The 17,088-nt window shown below is 52.9% G+C and carries 11 protein-coding genes; all 11 read left to right on the plus strand.

The window, feature by feature from the left end:
• The first annotated feature begins 78 nt into the window (after positions 1-78).
• The 11 genes from LAP85_22150 to LAP85_22200 all read left to right on the plus strand — a co-directional run bounded on the left by LAP85_22150 (position 79) and on the right by LAP85_22200 (position 16,959).
• Positions 79-1,392, plus strand: a complete 1,314-nt coding sequence (locus LAP85_22150) for a Coenzyme F420 hydrogenase/dehydrogenase, beta subunit C-terminal domain (protein ID MBZ5499110.1) — start codon at positions 79-81, stop codon at positions 1,390-1,392.
• A 2,378-nt stretch (positions 1,393-3,770) separates the two neighbouring features.
• Complete coding sequence (locus LAP85_22155) at positions 3,771-5,219, plus strand: hypothetical protein (protein MBZ5499111.1); 1,449 nt, start codon at positions 3,771-3,773, stop codon at positions 5,217-5,219.
• A 727-nt stretch (positions 5,220-5,946) separates the two neighbouring features.
• Positions 5,947-7,113 carry a GNAT family N-acetyltransferase gene (locus LAP85_22160; protein MBZ5499112.1) on the plus strand — a complete coding sequence of 389 codons (1,167 nt, stop codon included), beginning with the start codon at positions 5,947-5,949 and terminating at the stop codon, positions 7,111-7,113.
• Between the two features lie 1,725 nt (positions 7,114-8,838).
• Entirely contained in the window at positions 8,839-9,687 is an 849-nt protein-coding gene (locus LAP85_22165; protein ID MBZ5499113.1) for an SDR family oxidoreductase, read from the plus strand.
• A 91-nt stretch (positions 9,688-9,778) separates the two neighbouring features.
• On the plus strand, positions 9,779-10,021 hold the full coding sequence (locus LAP85_22170; GenBank protein ID MBZ5499114.1) for an acyl carrier protein: 243 nt from the start codon (positions 9,779-9,781) through the stop codon (positions 10,019-10,021).
• A complete protein-coding gene (locus LAP85_22175; protein ID MBZ5499115.1) occupies positions 9,984-11,489 on the plus strand; it encodes an acyl--CoA ligase in 1,506 nt (501 codons plus the stop codon). The genes LAP85_22170 and LAP85_22175 overlap by 38 nt, the downstream gene beginning before the upstream one ends.
• A complete protein-coding gene (locus LAP85_22180) occupies positions 11,486-12,610 on the plus strand; it encodes an acyl-protein synthetase (GenBank protein MBZ5499116.1) in 1,125 nt (374 codons plus the stop codon). The genes LAP85_22175 and LAP85_22180 overlap by 4 nt, the downstream gene beginning before the upstream one ends.
• Positions 12,611-12,641: 31 nt before the next feature.
• Positions 12,642-13,889, plus strand: a complete 1,248-nt coding sequence (locus LAP85_22185) for a hypothetical protein (GenBank protein ID MBZ5499117.1) — start codon at positions 12,642-12,644, stop codon at positions 13,887-13,889.
• A gap of 36 nt (positions 13,890-13,925) precedes the next feature.
• Positions 13,926-14,825, plus strand: a complete 900-nt coding sequence (locus tag LAP85_22190; GenBank protein ID MBZ5499118.1) for a class I SAM-dependent methyltransferase — start codon at positions 13,926-13,928, stop codon at positions 14,823-14,825.
• A 124-nt stretch (positions 14,826-14,949) separates the two neighbouring features.
• The gene (locus LAP85_22195; protein ID MBZ5499119.1) at positions 14,950-15,348 is read left to right on the plus strand and encodes a beta-hydroxyacyl-ACP dehydratase; all 399 of its coding nucleotides are present in this window, start codon (positions 14,950-14,952) and stop codon (positions 15,346-15,348) included.
• A gap of 708 nt (positions 15,349-16,056) precedes the next feature.
• Positions 16,057-16,959 carry a glycosyltransferase gene (locus LAP85_22200; protein ID MBZ5499120.1) on the plus strand — a complete coding sequence of 301 codons (903 nt, stop codon included), beginning with the start codon at positions 16,057-16,059 and terminating at the stop codon, positions 16,957-16,959.
• Positions 16,960-17,088 lie beyond the last annotated feature (129 nt).

Here is a 17,088-nt window from a genome sequence, read left to right on the forward strand (position 1 = left end):
TCCAGCAGATAAGCATTAACGGTTTGCAGGTATCTGATCTGCCATCTGTATTTGTGCATAGGTTAGAAACCCTTTGACATGCCCTGTATTCGAAAACTAACGGACGTCGTGGGTTGGCGTCTTTGCCTCGGCTGTGGCGCCTGTGCCTACATCTGCCCGGACCACAGAGTGCAACTCATCGATTTCTGCGCCGAGGGCATACGCCCGGTAGTCAATTCCGACGACTGCGGCGATTGTCGGCAGTGCCTCGAGGTTTGCCCAGCGGTGCAGAGCGACTTTCGGACATCCGGCCTCCATGCCAGCGGACAATTCGATGACGCCTTCACCAAAGAATGGGGGCCAGTCGTATCAATATGGGAGGGCTATGCCAGCGACGCGGAGATTCGGTTTAAGGGATCTTCCGGTGGTGCGCTCACGGCCATCGCGGCCTACTGCCTCGAGAAACTGGACATGCACGGGGTGCTACACATTGTTCAGGATCCGGCTGATCCCATCCGCAACCACACCTGCTTAAGCCGCTCGCGCTCAGAATTGATCGCAGCCACGGGTTCACGCTATTCACCTGCATCCGTTTGCAACGGCCTCGGGCTTGTAGAGAAGGCTCCTTCCCCATGTGTGGTGATTGGAAAGCCGGCCGAAATGGCTGCCGTTAGGAACGCCCAAAGACTGCGGCCCGAATTGGATGTCAAGGTGGGGGTGACTCTTTCTTTCTTCTGCGCAGAAAGCCCCGCCACCCGTGGGACAATAGCGCTCTTGGAGAAACTCGGCATCGATCCTGGCTCGCTCAGCGATCTGCGGTACCGCGGACACGGGTGGCCGGGACAATTTGCACCCGTAAGAACCGGCGAATCGAAGCCCATCAAGTTGTTGACCTACCGCGAGAGTTGGGCATTTCTGCAGGCGTACCGCCCTTGGTCAGTCCGGCTTTGGCCCGACAGCACCGGAGAACTGGCGGACCTGAGTTGCGGCGATCCGTGGTATGAGGAACCGGACGGCGATAATCCTGGTTTTTCTTTAGTAGTAGCGCGGACCGAGCGCGGCCGCGAGGTCATCCAGGGCGCAATTGCGGCAGGTTACATAATTTTAAAGCCTGCGGAGAGTTGGAAGCTGAAGAAATCGCAGCCTGGTCTGTTGTCGAAAAAGGGGGCAATCTGGGGGCGCCGTCTGGCAATGCACCTATTTGGCCTCCCGCTCACACAGTTCAAGGGTTTGAATCTGTGGCACTGCTGGCGTCAGATCTCCCTTGAAGCCGAGCTGCGATCAATGCTTGGCACGGTTCGCCACATCCTAACTCGAAGACTCTACCGTCCAATGGAGCTGAACTCGCATGACGGTGTTCCAGTCAACCCGCCGACCATCGGCACATGGTCCAATCCTCGCTTGAGGCCATGAATTCATCGGGCAACAACCCAGCGCTCGCGACTCGCCGTATCTTTGTCTTGCGACCATTCAAAAAGACCAGTCTATTTCAATTTTCCGTAAACTATGAATTGCATTTGATCCACTCCAAAGATATAGCACAAGAGTTAGTGATGTCGTCCAAATCAGCCTATCCTGGTCACACAACCCATGCAGGGTCTCACGCGGCATGCCGTGCAGGAAGACCACCCGGCATCATCAGCATTGCCGCGAAAATGCCTGTCTTGGCGGCTGGTAGTCCTCGTCCCATCGTCTCCTTGCTCGATTGGCTAAACCGCACATCGTGCGGCCTTGTCGCACCCAAGACAGCAATGCCGCAGTTTCCACACATGACAAGCAGGTTCCGCCAACGATCATGAGCGCGATGATGTCAAAGGGTCACGACAGCACTGTTGATCTCACTGAACTAATAGAGATCGCGACAGAGGGTCTGGTACCAATGTATGATAGAAACGCCCGGCTTTTTTGCGATCGGTTAGTTCGTACTCGCCATGGCCTTCAGGCGCGATCAATATCGCGTCGATACACAATGATGACGGTACTCGGCCTTCATCGTCTCCAGCAAAGCGGTACTCGCTCTCCCATAGGCATAGAAGCAGTTATCATACGAATTCTGGATGAGATTGATTCCATAACTAATGTAGGAGATCTTGGACTCCTTCTCTGGCTTCTTGCGACCTGCGCACCCTCGCGCCTTGAAGCCATCTATCATTCTCTGCATTTGGAAACCGCTGTTGCACGATATCTTGACGCCACGCAGTTCCAGACGATGCAGCTCAGCTGGTTCCTTACCGGACTCAGTTATGCAATCCTTTCCACAGATCGCCGTCACCCAGAGATTACTGACATCGCCGCCGACACATATCATGCCCTCATTTCAAACCAAACGTCCAAAGGCCTTTTTCATCATCAGACCGCACACCCGAGCTTGCCAGCGGCCCTCCGTCCACGGGTTGCAACTTTTGCTGATCAAATCTATCCTATTTACGCACTGATCGCATTTTATCGCGCCACAAATCAATCGGCGGCCCTGGCTGCTGCCGCGCGCTGTGCCAACGCGCTGTGTCCTCTGCAGGGCCCCCTTGGCCAATGGTGGTGGCATTATCTTCCCGTTAGCGGGACGGTTTGCTCCCTCTACCCGGTGTATTCTGTCCACCAGCACGGAATGGCGCCCATGGCTCTGTTCGCCTTGAGCGAATACTTGGATTCGGATTTCATAAAACGCATAAACAGCGGCCTATCCTGGTTATACGGCAATAATGAGCTGGGGACCAATCTGATTGATTCCCAAGCCCGCATAATCTGGCGGTGCATAGGCCCTGCGCGCGCCACCCGTTATCTTTCCGATTTATTCTGTATCCTTTTTAAGCAATGCCTCCAACCGCGTCACACAGCGCTGTCTATCACGCTCCATTGCCGACCGTATGAGCTGGGCTGGTTACTTTATGCGCTCTGCCCAAGACCATCGTGCATTTCGGGCTCTGCCCCTTTCAATGACAAACGGCAAGTCCGGGCATTGACCTGCCCAAACGCCTAAACTCTAGCAGCCGACATCGTCACGCTCTCCCCAAGACACGCGATGTTACCGCGTGATTTCGAGATATTTACATCATGCATGTCGCCAAGTGGCTTGGTTGTGCCAAGTAATTCTCGAAACTGAGACGCAAATCGTGATCTCCACAAATCGCGACCTTTTTAAGGACCGCAACCAGCAATCACCCCAGCCCGCTCCCTAATTCCAGGCGAACGATCGTACTCTTCAAGAAACGCTATGGAGGCTTTTGCTCACGCATACCGCCTGACCCACCTTCAAGAAAATGCCTGTCTCCATGCTAAGTCTCATGCTATTCGGAATATACAAAGTGAACGATCACTAGTCCCCCTACCCTTACGCACATTTTCCAAGCCTTGCGGTTGCGCAGCTAGACCTGTTTTGCGCCTTCTTCCAAAACAATCACGCTCATATCGGGCCACGAATCATTTCCAGCGAGAAAAATCAGAGTCGACTGTCAAAAGCTGTGATCCCCGTCACACATTTATATCCGGCATGGCCCGATATTCTATTCTGAGAAACCAGGTGAAACCTTGGATGGGCCTAGCCGCCGACTTCAGCTCAACGACGACTTCATCACATTTCCACGGATACAGTTCTTATTCGGCTCTGACGCTACGCCGCCCATTTAAACTGGGAACCGACATTGGGCGCCTTTTATCGCAAGATATTCACCCGCCAAGCGTCTTTAGTGGCCACTTCTAACACGAGGTACCTTTTGGCTTGCAGCGAAACAACAATACACTTGTTAAACACCACACAGCGAAGGAACGCACCAATGATCAGCCGGCGGAATAGAATGTTTCGAATGATTGCTTTTCCAATCGTCGCATATTTTTTCTATTCTCTGCCTTTGTCGGCGGCAAAATATTACATCGATTGGCAGACAGGGACCGACACCAATCCGGGTACATCGATCACGCAGCCCTGGAAACGTCATCCCTTTATGGCCGGGTTTTCGGGCTCATACTCTCACTCTCCCGGCGACGGTTTTATATTCAAGGGCGGCGTTTCCTGGCCAAATTCCTGCTTCCGAATGGACGTTCCGCTGGGTGGAACCTCCGAGCAACAACGTGATTACTACGGCATCGACAAATCCTGGTTTTCAGGCAGTTCGTGGAGCCGCCCAATTTTCGACATGCAATCTCAACAGACCACTAAAGTGTTCAACCAAGTCATCTATATTGAGAACAGGGTCTCTTACGTGACCTTCGATAACATCGAAATCGTCAATTTCTATTGGGCCGGCCCGCAGTCATACGGAAACGCGCTTATGATCTTTTTCCCTGGTGCTCAGTATATCACCTTTTCTAATTTATACGTCCATGCCTGGACTCACGCAACTTACGCGGCCGGAACACGCGATGATCTCAAGGTCTTTGTCGGGCTCAACACCTCGCCATATAACGTAGACAGCGTCATAGAGAATTGCGAAATAACCGGCTTACCAAATGGAACCGACAGTGGGATGGCGACTATTGGTGGAATCCCATCCATACATGATTGCATCATTCATGATATGTCGAATGGCATACTTTCTTCGGGCCTGAGCGGACATCACCTCATCTTTAACAACACAATCTACAATATCAACCAGTCCTTTGACCCAGCAGCGCATGAAAACGGCATTGAGACATTCGGTCCAGCCGTGATTTATAACAACGTCATTCATAACGTCCAACACGGTGTGGTCATATTGACGACTCCTACCGGCCAAAATCCCGGTGACCCCCATGGATACGATTACATTTACAACAATCTAATCTATGGAAACCTCTTTTCAATACCGGCGATCCAGATCGATGAAAATCAAGATCCAATAAGCTCCGGGGCCTATGTCTTTAACAATACCTTGCAGTCCTCAGGCGCTGCACTATGTGTTCGCCTAATTGATCGTGGCACTGGAGCCTTTAACACTGTTTCCATCAGAAACAATCACTTTATAACAGAATATTCAACTCCTATATGTATTAATTCCTCGGGATGTGCTAATGCCACCAATCTGATTGTTGATCACAACCTGCTGCAGAGCAACTCTGCGGCATGCGCCGCTGGCTATTCTGCATCCCAAGGGTATTCGCCCACATCTTCGACGGGCCCTACCGTCGATACTGGAACCGACCTCTCGAGTCTGTTTTCCTTCGATCTCCGCTATGTCGTGCGCCCACAAGGATCTTCATGGGACATTGGCGTCTACGAATATGGATTTTCGCTTTCCCCCCCTACAAACCTGCGAATAATACGATGATTTCGCATCTCGGCGAGCAAGCCGTTTTCAAGTCGCACTATAGTGTTTCACTTCTATTTTACAAATTGCCAATTGCCGCTCAAATGAGGCAGCATCTTTTATTTTGTTTCTTGCCACTGCCTCCATTATGCAACGCTTCTGTTCGAAGCCGAAGCGGTCGATGTTCCATCGCAAACGAATGCTAGACCCATAAATAATACCGACCTCTGATACCACTCTCGCCCAATATCCTCGCCAAGGCGATGCGCCCCACGGCCCTTTACCGTTGCTTCCAGGCACATATACCCGTCAGTAACAAGTATTCCTAGTTACTTCAGGCTTGCATACCTGAAATGGAATTAGGCGTCGTAGTTAGTTTGAGATTCAAACCGACCTTGCCCCTATTTAGAAAATCTCCTCGTGGCAGGAAGCTTGAAAACATGGTTTTCGGAGATTCTCTCACGCGCATATTCGCGTGCGTTCCTATTTAGATATTAACGTTAGCTCCCTCGTTTCTACAGTTTTGCAACGGTCTCGCATCCATCCCGCGCCAAAGGCAAAGCCGGCGACCTTTCGAGCCTCAAATGACGATACCATTCACAGATCCAGATGATCAGAGCATTCGTCGAACAATCGCGACATCAATTGACGGCGCGGCTTTTTCCGTCAGGCCTGTCGCCCTGTAATGCAAGAGCGGATTCCAACCAGGAACATCCAAATGTCGTAACCCTCGTATCAGGAGATTGTCTTGAAGCAAGAGCTTCCAATCACAATATTAAGTTCTCCATCAGAGATCGAGAAGCTTCGAGATATCTGGGCATGCTGGCAAGACCATCCCAACTCGGATATTGATTTTTTTCTCACCATTGCTAACGCACGCAAAGATAGGGTTACGCCGTATGTCATCGTTATAGGCCCTCAACAAAGCCCAAACGCTATTGCCGTAGGACGACTGGAGGACAGCGTTTTTCAGGTGAGAATAGGTTATAAATCCTTGTATCGGATCAAACTCAAGACGATTGTTATAATTCACGGCGGTTTGCTTGGAGAATTTTCGCCGGCTTCATCGCAGACACTCTTATCTGCATTGATGAAGGCGTTAAGAGCACATCAAGCCGAGGCCTTTCAATTTAGTTCAATCAATGTCGATGCAGAGATAGCAAAATTAGTCCGTCATGAAGTTAATCCACTTTGCAGGGAACATTTTGTTAAATCGCAATTTCATTGGAAAATGATGATGCCAAACAGGGTCGAGGAACTCCTATCCGGCCTATCGAGGGAACATAGAAATCAATTGCGCAGAAAGGCTAAGAAACTCGAAGCGGATGTTTCGGCACCGCGCGAGATACGTTGTTTCAGGAAGGTGGCAGAATTGGAACAAATGTTTAAAGATGTCGAACAAATAGCGAGAAAGACTTACCAGCGAGGCTTAGGAGTGGGCTTCATTGACAACGTCGAGAATCGCAATCGTCTGATGCTCGAAGCAGAAAAAGGCTGGCTGCACATGTATGTCCTTTATTTAACAGCCAAACCTTGCGCCTATTGGTGGGGAGTATTATACCGTGACACTTTCCATAGTTGCGCATTAGGTTTTGACCCAGAATGTGGCAGGTACTCGCCAGGAACGTACTTGTTGATGAAGGGATTGGAATCCCTCTGCCAGGAGGGTGTTAAGGAACTTGACTTTGGTCTGGGAGATGCTCGCTACAAGCAGCAGTTCGGTAATAAGAGTTGCAATGAAGCATCCATTTCTATATTTGCACCAACACTGCGAGCCATGAGTTTGAACCTTATTTTGACGCTCACTAATGGAATGGCTTTGATCGCAAGGCGCATTCTCGGTTGCTTTAAGGCAGATGAGATTTTAAAAACTAATTGGCGTCGAAGACTCAGGCCTGTTGATCACGGCGATTGATCTCGCATAACTGTGGGTCAATTTGGATTGGATGCTTTCCGCGGATTGACAGCTATTTGTCTGAAAAAGAGGATTTAAGCAGCATCCGCTGTCATCGGATATGCTAGCAAAGCGAAAAATAGGAATTGTCACTGCACCTCACGCTGGGGCATCTCCGGCCGACACGACTGAGCTATGTGCTGCACTCTCCATGTTGTTTCCGGTGGAATTTTGCTATCGGGATAATAGGGATTGGGGCGATCTTGACGGAGCCATAGTGTTCGGGGAAGAATTATTTTCCGCTCTGGCTGGCGCGGCGCACGGGGTACCAGCGTACGTGGTTTGCGACTCGACCCGAGCGATAGAACGGCCCGGCTCAAGAGATGTCCGTATTGGGACTTCGGAGGAGTTGAACGAATGCCTCCGCGGTCGAGTGCTTGATGATTCCGATACCGAGCCAGTAGCTGGCATTGAGCTGCAGTTCCACGATGTGGGTCTTGCCGACAAAGGCGGGGAACCGATCTGGGTGCGCCGCCGGATCGATAGTGGATGGCTCTACTTGGTCGCACTGGCCCCGCCTAGGTTGGAGCCTGGGGCTTCGCTCTACGACTGTTTCCGAGGCGGATCGTTTCTCAGCCTACTACCTCTCTTGCACTTCCTAATTAAACTGACGCAGGATACAAAATGGCAAGCTCCGCCCGTGCCAGCCTGCCTCGTCATCGACGATCCGAGCCTCTATGCAAAAACATATGGTTATGTTGATTTTTCTAGATTGGCATCGGATACCCTGGGGTGGAATTACTTCGTCGCTATTGCGACCATCCCGATTGATTGCTGGCGACTAAACCGTCGTGTGGTTGACATATTCAGGGCAAACAGGCCACGGCTTTCGCTCTTGGTCCATGGTAACAACCATACCTTTCACGAACTGCGGAGTCCGAGGTCATCCGAGGAGGACATCCGTCTATTGGCGCAGGCCCTGAACAGGTGGACTCGCCTGGAAGCTGAGCAGGGGCTCGAGATTTGCCGAGTGATGGAAGCGCCACATGGTTCCATCGCGGAGAGAATGTTCGCGCTGATGGCGGCGTTGGGTTACGAAGCTGTGTTGGGTGGCACGGAACTGCTGCTCCGCGCGAATTCAAGCGCACGACTTCCAAGAACACTCGGCTTAGACCGAACGTGCCCCATGCGCAGCGGCTTCGCCGTCATCCCTAGAATCAGGGCATCGAAGTATTGGAAAACGGACGTGCTGCTGGCGGCATTCCTTCAGCAGCCTGTTGTTTTGGTGGCGCATCACTGGGATTTCGCTCGGTCCATGTCGCTGCCCCACGAGTTTGCAGACCTTGTAAACAGTCTGCCTGGCCTCTATTGGTCTAGCCCGCGCGGCATAGTTCAGTCCTCTTATAAATTCCGCCACGAAGGCGAAGTATTGCATGTGAAGATGTATTCGGCGCGGATCCAAGTGCCCCTGCCGGAGGGTGTCCGGTTCCTGGTCGTGCATCGACCCTGGCTCGAGGAGTTTCCCGCCGAAGATCTGCTCACTGTGGCTACTGAAGGTGGCAACCAGTCACGCTTTCTCACTTCGTGCGCGGTTGTCGGACCCATGCCGGTTGTGTGCGGGACAACTCTTGTGATAGAAAACTCTCCTGCTCAACTAATCGACTCTCGGGGCGTAACCCCACCGCGGTCGAGATACTGGCCCGTGGTTCGGAAAGTTCTAATGGAGGTCCGCGATCGGAGCGCCCCGTGGCTGGGATTATCGAGAAATGCGGATCGTCGCTCAATTGCTCCCGGAACGATCCGACCGAATTGAAGCCAGAACTACAAAAGATGAAGGATCTCTTTCAGCTATCGGGCGTGTTTCTGGTCACGGGTGGCACGCGTGGAATCGGAAGAGCCATGTCGCTAAGGCTCGGACGGGCTGGCGCCACTGTCGTGGCGAACTATGTAAGGAATGAAAAAGCGGCGATTGAACTCACGTCAGTGGCTGAGAGCGAAGGGCTGAAAGTTGAACCATGTCGCGCAGACTTGACTACGCCGGAAGGACTTCGCAGCATTGAGAGTCGCGTGCAGCAATTGGGGGGGGCGCTTTGCGGGTTGATTCACTGCGCTGCCACGGGGACCCACCGCTCATTTGAGGAATCAACCTCGCGACACCTCGATTGGACGTTCTCCCTCAATGTCCGGGCTTTTTTTGAACTGATAAAGATGTTACTTCCAAGGTTGGTGAGGGGTTCGAGCATCATTGCGGTCAGCTCGCCAGGCGCACTCCGTGCAGTTCAACGCTATGCCGTGATAGGTGCGTCAAAAGGCGCACTGGAGTCTCTGGCGAGACACATGGCCATCGAACTTGCACCCAAGGAGATTCGAGTAAATATTCTTGCACCTGGAGCTGTCGATACCGATACCTGGAGGTCAATCCCAGGAGGTGACACTGTCCTGAATGAAGCGGCAAGACGATCACCCATTGGCCGTCTGGTCACGGCGGAGGAAGTCGCTTTCGCCGCTCATTTTCTTTTATCCCAGGCTGCCTCGGGAATCAACGGACAGACGCTGGTCGTTGATGGGGGCACAGGCGTTGCAGCTTGGTGCTGATTGATAGGGTCAGCCACTAGCGCCTGTTCTTTAGAATTATCAGCATTTTATCCAAACGCGTAAATAACAATCAAGGCTGGAAGAGTAATCTATGGAAGACCTGCTGCAAAAAGTACGCCGAGCATTCTCGGCCACTTTCGACGTTGATCCGTCGTCCGTAAACTTCGACACGAGTCCGAAAAATATTCCTGCATGGGATTCGATGGGGCACGTCGCACTGGCCAGCAAACTGGAGAGAGAATTTGGTCTTACATTCGACGTAGATGAATTGATGGAAATGGAAGATGTACGCCAGATTGTTCGAATCGTTGAGTCCAAATCGGTCAAGTCTTGACATGGCTAAGTCCGAGGAATGGAATTTTGCGGGCCGCCTCATTCAGCGTCTCGGGCCTGGTTCCTGCCTCATCGACGCTTCCTCCGGAGAGACTCTCCGAGGCCGCGCAATCACCGATACGATCATAGCATTCGCCGCCGGGTTTCTATCGACGGGTATGCACGCAGGTGACCGAGTTCTTATCGGTTGTGGTCTGAGCCCGGGAAGCGCCCTTGCGTACCTGGGTGCAATGTACGCGGGCCTTGTTCCCGTGCCGGTCGAGCAGCGCGTACTCCCGATTTACGGCGAGGCACTCTTGGACAAGACGGGCGCAAAGGCAGCCTGGACTGCAAGGGACATTGGGCTCGACTGCACTGGGGATCGTAACGTCGTTCGCGCGCAAGGATATTTCACTGGCAGTGGTGCTTGTTCGTTGAAGCCCTTCCCGTCCTCGGAGACTGATATAGCCGCCTTGATGCCGACGTCGGGGTCGACCGGCATTCCGCGGCTTGTAATGGTTAGTCACGGTAATTTGCTCGCCAACACGGAAGCAATTGTTCGCAGCCAAAAGCTGGGAACCGATGAGAGAGCCATGCTGGTAATGCCGATCAGCTACGTGTTCGGCGCCAGTATACTCCACAGCCACATGTATCAAGGTGGAGCGGTCGTGTTTGATTCGCGCTTCACATTTCCAGACAAGGTGCTCCGTGCCATAAATGCGCACGCTTGCACCACCTTTGCGGGCGTCCCAACAGCTTACAGTATGCTGCTGAGACGCTCAAACCTAAGATCTATTCCTTTGCCGACGTTGCGGCGATTCCTGCAGGCAGGCGGCGCGCTTTCTACACAAAGCATCCAGGAAACCCGCCAAATCGTTCCCAGCGCAGCGTTCTTTGTTATGTACGGCCAAACCGAGGCCACAGCGCGTATCTCCTGCCTTCCGCCCGAAAGGCTCCAGGAGAAACTAGGAAGCGCGGGTGTGCCGCTTGACAACCTCACCGTTCATATTAAGGACGATGAGGGACGAGAATTGCCCGCCGGGCAAACCGGTGAGGTCTGGGTGCGAGGTCCATCGGTCTGTTGCGGTTACTTAGACGATCCCGAAGAAACGAAGCGCAAGTTTGTGGACGGGTGGTTACGAACAGACGACCTGGGCTCTCTTGATAAAGATGGCTACCTGTGGATCAAAGGCCGCAAGGGTGAATTTGTCAAGATGCGCGGACTTCGAGTGAGCTTTGCCGAGGTGGAAGCCAAAGTTGCCGCAGTTTCGGGTGTCTGCGAGTGTGCCGCAACTGCCGTGCCACATCGTGAAGCCGGAGAAGCGTTGGCAGTTTTCATCGTGCCGGAGGCTGGAGACAGCGGAGTGTGCGAACGAGTTCGCCGCTCGTTACCTTTCCATTGGACCTGCGAGAACGTACGGGTCCTTGCGGAGATACCGAAAACGTCCAACGGTAAGATCGCTCGTTCCCAACTGATGAGCTTCCTATGACCGATCTGACAGAGATCGAACGTCGCATCGATACGCTTTTTGTATCTCCGCCGTATGCGGCAGAGCCTTCGCTGCGACTCTCTAACTTACTTGCGCTGCTCCAAGATGAACTGGAGTATGCAGCCGCCAGGAATCCGCACTTTCGCAACTACTTGGACAATTGGCCAGTTGACTACCATACTGCAGAAGCGATTGCTGATCTGCCCTTTTTGCCGGTCGGCGCGTTTAAGGCTAATCCGCCATTAACATTGATTAACACCGATGAGATAAAGCGCATCTTGTCTTCGAGCGCGACGACCGGTCAGGTACCCAGTCGCGTGTTTTTGGATAACGCCACGGCGAGGCGGATGACCAAAGGCATCATAACGATAATCCGCGATTTCATAGGTTCGGCCCGGAGACCTTTCCTCGTGATAGACACTTCGGACAAACTGTCCGGAGAGGCCGAGCTCGGCGCGCGCGGTGCGGCAATTCAGGGACTGATACCCTTCGCGACCGAAACTGTTTGCTGCCTCAATGGCGACACGGTCACGGCCCCGTCGCTCGATCTCAGAAAGCTCATGGATTGTGGGCAAAAGTGGAAACAAGCGGATGTCATCGTCTACGGGTTTACATATGTCATCTGGAATTATTTTGTAAAACCGTTGGAATCGGCGGGCATGAAATTGGACATGCCCAATGTTCGGGTGCTGCATAGCGGTGGGTGGAAGCGTCTGGAGGCACAGGCGGTGACGAAGGATATGTTCGCCGCACGCGTGGCCTCTGTGTTTGGTTGCTCACCAAAGGATGTCATCGACTTCTATGGCATGGTGGAAAACGTGGGAGTCGTGTATCCGGATTGCCCATACAGCAATAAACACGCCCCTACATTCGCAGAGGTGATCATAAGAAATCCCCTGACGCTGCAGCCGGTCGACGTTGGAGAGCAAGGGTTGGTTCAAGTCTGCAGTGCGCTGCCTACTAGCTTCACGGGTTTCCTGGTATTGACCGAGGACATCGGCGAAGTCGTCGACTATGACAATTGTCCCTGCGGACGGCGGGGCATCTGTTTCCACTTTGTCAAGCGTGTCCCAAAGGCAGAGTTAAGAGGCTGCGGAAACATGGACGTCAGCCGCCGCTAGTTTTAGACGACCACAACAAACGATGCGTGAAATGATTCGCAGATTGGATTCTCCTCAGGAATTCGCCGAGACAGCCAGCCGACTTCGACAGGTCGCCACGGAGAAGCCGCTGTCTGCGACTATGGTGCTCGAAATCTTCGAGCGGTGGGCGTCCGCCCTTCATGGTCCCGGGCTGGATGGCGTGCCGGGTTTGGCTTTTTTTCGCTTGTGGTTGCGCCGCGGAACGCTGGAGCCGATCTTGCGAAGGGAACTCGGTTTGGACCTGCTCGATGGCGGGTGGCGAGATGAAGGTCGCACAAGACTCCGGAGTTTTCCTGTTGGAGTGGTTGGACACTGGCCTGCGGGCAACATCGAAATTCAGCCCGTAGTATCGCTCACGTGTGCCCTCCTCGGAGGAAACGCTTGTGTGGTGCGCGTTCCGTCAGGGCTGCAGGAAGCCACACGCTACATAATCGAAAAACTGGAACAGGCCGATGAGAGTGGTGTGTTGCCTCAGCGCATATTGATGACGACATTCGAGCACTCGAGGTTTGATCTTCACCGGGCAATGGCTCAGGTTGTAGACGGCGCTATGATCTGGGGTGGGGCAGAGGCCGTCACGCAGATCCGCGGACTGCCATTTCCTCACTGGGCGCGCATCGCTGCATTCGGCCCAAGGCTGTCCGTAGCAGCGATGGATGCGAGTTCGTGGGGGAATAGGTCTGAGCGAGATTCGTGGTGCCGCCGTATCGCTCGAGACGTTTGGCAGTTTGAGCAGCAAGCTTGTTCCTCACCACAGGCGCTCTTTCTCGAGCGAGATTCCAGATGTGATCTGAATGAATTTCTACAATGTCTCAGGCGGGCCTTTGACGAAGAGAATCGCCTGCATCCGCGACGCATTATCGATCTCGCATTGACTTCCGCAATCTGCCAGGCGCGCTCGTCATGGCTTCTGGATGATATCGCCCATCGTGCGTTATTTCCAAAATCACCGGACTGGACGATCCTTATCGGTGAGGGGCCAGTCATTCCTAACCCGACCCAGGGTAGAACCTTGAACGTCCTCGTTGTGGATAGTCTCTTCGAACCGATTGCCAGGTTTGACGGTACCGTGCAGACCCTGGGACTGGGTGTATCCGATGTCCACAAAGAGGAATCACTCGCACTTGCTGCGGGACAAAGGGGCGTCGACAGGATCGTAAAGCTCGGAAGAATGCACGTTTTCAGCTCTCCGTGGGACGGCGCCGATTTGATTCGCCCGATGGTTCGCCTTGTACGACACCTACGCTCACAAAACTGATGATTCATTTCCCTTCAGAACATCAAGGATCTCATCATGAGAGAAGGTGAGGCCTTTCTAGATGCACTGGATCGTAGAGCCAAGATTCTAGCGCCGGCTGCGAGGGCGACCTACGAAGCAAATCGCAATCTGTGCTCCTGGCTGCTTGATCCACTGGCGCGTTGGTCTGAGGCAGCATACGGTAATCGAGCTTTCGATGATGCCGCCAGAGGATACGCGAAATACTGCATGGCTGTTGGGAAAGCCCAAGAGGTCTACGAGCGCGCTAGAAGGTACACCACTGAAGACATGCCACAAATCATGTCCGGTGTGTACGAAGACGATGGCTACATGGTGCCGTACATGTGGGCCGCAGTTTTAATTTATGCGTTCTGGCCGTCTATGATCAACCACATCGCGATCTTTCGAGACGAGTTCCTGAAGTGCTTGCCCAGAGAGTCAAGGATACTTGAGCTCGCCTGCGGGCATGGTGTGTTGAGCCTACTGGCCGCGGAGGAACGACCGGACGTTCAGGTTCAGGGTGTAGATATCAGCCCGCCAGCGATCGCAATTGCGAATCGCCTTCTTGACGTCTCTGGGCACTCCGCCAGGATCACTTATGCCGTCAAGGACGCGCTCCAATCCGAAGCCATAGCGGGTCAGACAGGATACGATGGAATAATATCCGCGATGCTGGCGGAACATTTGCCCGATCCACGACCTCTTTTCACCGCTGTGTCAAGGCAACTGTCCAAGGATGGCTATGTGTTTTTCAGCACAGCTATTGAGTCTGCGCAACGTGACCACGTCTTCGAAATGAACCATGAGAGCCAACCTATTCAAATGGCTGAGGCCGCACGGCTCCGTGTGACGCGGCTGGTATCTGACGCGGGCACAGTACCGCCCGGCTGTCACTTCCTCCCCAGGGCAACGGCGATGATCTTTAGACCACGATAAGAACAGATCAGACGACGCAAGATCTATATATTTGCACCTAATCTGCGGGCAAACGGATTAACATATGTCCAAACCATTAATGTGTTTCGAGGAAGTGCGGGCCCTACTAAAGCAGCGATTCCCTATGATTATGGTGGACAATGTCCTGGCACTAGAACCCGGAAGGAGCATCCGCGCGACGAAGAATGTTACGGGCAACGAAATTCAACTCCTAGGCCATTTCCCTGAATACGCTGTGATGCCCGGCTCGATGATCCTGGAGGCAATTGGCCAGGCGGCCTCGATACTGTTTTCAAAGACGACTGGCACCGGGACAGGTGCTGGAGAATTTTTGGTGTTGGGGCTTGTTGACGATATGAGATTCCTCGTTCCGGTGACTCCGGGGGATCAAATGGAGATCAGCGTGGATGTGGCAAAAATCGTCAAAGACGTTGCATTTGTAAAAGGGGTTGTTACGGTCGGAGATATCGTCGTGGCAACAGGCAAACTCGGCTTCGCGCGAAGACGACTGCAGGCAATCTGAGGTCGCATTTCATACTTTTTGACGCTGCAATCCAACATCTGACTCCCTACACAGTAGTGGTCTTGGAGTTTGAACGGAAGCAACATCATGCGACGCGTAGCAAGGCAAGTCTTCAATCGAGTCCTCCACCTCATGGCCAGGTTCCTTCCCGGCGCCACAAGCCTCAGGCCATTTCTTCATCGCCTACGAGGCGTAAGCATCAAAGGCAAGGTATTTATCGGAGACGACGTATATCTGGAAAACGAGTATCCCGAAGCAGTGGAACTGCGCGATGGGGCCTTGATAGGATTACGTTCTACGATCGTAGCTCACACTCGTGGAATCGGCCGAATCATTATCGGCGAAAAGGCCGTGATTGGTGCAGGCAGCCTCGTAGTCTGCTCCGTGGGTAAAACCCTTGAAATTGGGGAAGGGTCCGTCATATCCGTTGGTTCTGTTGTCACCAACAACATTCCCCCATTCACTTTGTGCGGCGGTCCCCGGGTCCAGGTTTGTGCCAAGGTCACCGTCCCATTCACGTTACAAACTAGTTATGAGGCGTTTGTTAGAGGCCTCGTGCCAATCCGTGACGTAGAGCCGCCAGAGGACACATGCTCTACAGGCAACAAAAGCGGGTGAGTTAACCCAAGAAAGCCTTGCCAGTTGATCGCCTCGGCGAAACGTGTGGCACCCAATGCTGGGCAGATTAGCCGAATCCAATTAGGCACTATGCCAGACTCACAGTACGTCATCATAACTGCCGCGCATAACGAGGCGCCTTACATTGGGGCGACAATTGAGAGCGTCCTCACTCAGTCGGCTCTCCCCGCCCTATGGATCATTGCCAATGATCGTTCTATAGACGGTACCGCAGATATCGTAAGATTTCATGCAGAAGCCGCATCCTTCATTAAACTGATAGAGGTGCATTCTAACTGCACCGGTCGAGATTTCGCATCAAAAGCCAATGCGCTTAATGCAGCTCTTAGAACATTCTCGCTAGATAGATTTAATTTTCTGGGTATTCTCGATGCGGACGTCTCCATTCCATCTAATTATTATGGGACTCTGATCGGCCGATTTTTGTCCATCCCATCCCTTGGCCTGGCGGGCGGCATGATTCTCGACCGTCGAGATCACAGATACGCCCCTCGCGCTTTCGAGGGCATCCATAGCGTTGCCGGCGCAATTCAGCTTTTTCGAAAGGAGTGTTTTATTCAAATAGGACAGTTTCCACCCTTGCGCCACGGATTCGAAGATACGGTCGTCCAGATCATGGCTCGCATGAATGGATGGCAGACCATGACTTTTAATGATCTCCCAGTGCTTCATCATCGGCCCACAGGTATGGGCGCACCAGGTTTCTTGAGGGCTTGTCTCGATAGCGGGCGCGCAGAGTACTCTGTTGGTTACGGCATGTTCTATTCTCTCGCCAAGTCTCTGAGGCGCATCTTTGAGCGCCCTCCACTTCTGGGGGCAACATGCCATCTCGTAGGTTATCTTGCATCAATGCTCACTCGCCAAAGGCGATGTGTTCCGCCCGACTTTGTCCGATACCTTCGTTTGGAACAACGCAGTCGCATTTATGACTTCTTCACGTTAGGTCATTATTCAAAACGTAGTCGTCCTTGACGACACGCGGCGACAAATTGCCAATAATGTCAGACCGACACTCACAAGCCTGTATCGCAACCAGATCGCACCGCTCAATCGTTGACCGCATGCAACGCGCGCCAAGTCAAAACAGCTCTGCGAATTAGT

Source organism: Terriglobia bacterium, assembly GCA_020072565.1.
Classification (GTDB): domain Bacteria; phylum Acidobacteriota; class UBA6911; order UBA6911; family UBA6911; genus JAFNAG01.

What these genes read in the sequence shown, in the direction of transcription:
- LAP85_22150 (MBZ5499110.1), top strand. Translation starts at nt 79, where the DNA reads ATGCCCTGTATTCGAAAACTAACGGACGTCGTGGGTTGGCGTCTTTGC.
- LAP85_22190 (MBZ5499118.1), top strand. Translation starts at nt 13,926, where the DNA reads ATGAGAGAAGGTGAGGCCTTTCTAGATGCACTGGATCGTAGAGCCAAG.
- LAP85_22170 (MBZ5499114.1), top strand. Translation starts at nt 9,779, where the DNA reads ATGGAAGACCTGCTGCAAAAAGTACGCCGAGCATTCTCGGCCACTTTC.
- LAP85_22180 (MBZ5499116.1), top strand. Translation starts at nt 11,486, where the DNA reads ATGACCGATCTGACAGAGATCGAACGTCGCATCGATACGCTTTTTGTA.
- LAP85_22200 (MBZ5499120.1), top strand. Translation starts at nt 16,057, where the DNA reads ATGCCAGACTCACAGTACGTCATCATAACTGCCGCGCATAACGAGGCG.
- LAP85_22195 (MBZ5499119.1), top strand. Translation starts at nt 14,950, where the DNA reads ATGATTATGGTGGACAATGTCCTGGCACTAGAACCCGGAAGGAGCATC.
- LAP85_22155 (MBZ5499111.1), top strand. Translation starts at nt 3,771, where the DNA reads ATGTTTCGAATGATTGCTTTTCCAATCGTCGCATATTTTTTCTATTCT.
- LAP85_22185 (MBZ5499117.1), top strand. Translation starts at nt 12,642, where the DNA reads ATGATTCGCAGATTGGATTCTCCTCAGGAATTCGCCGAGACAGCCAGC.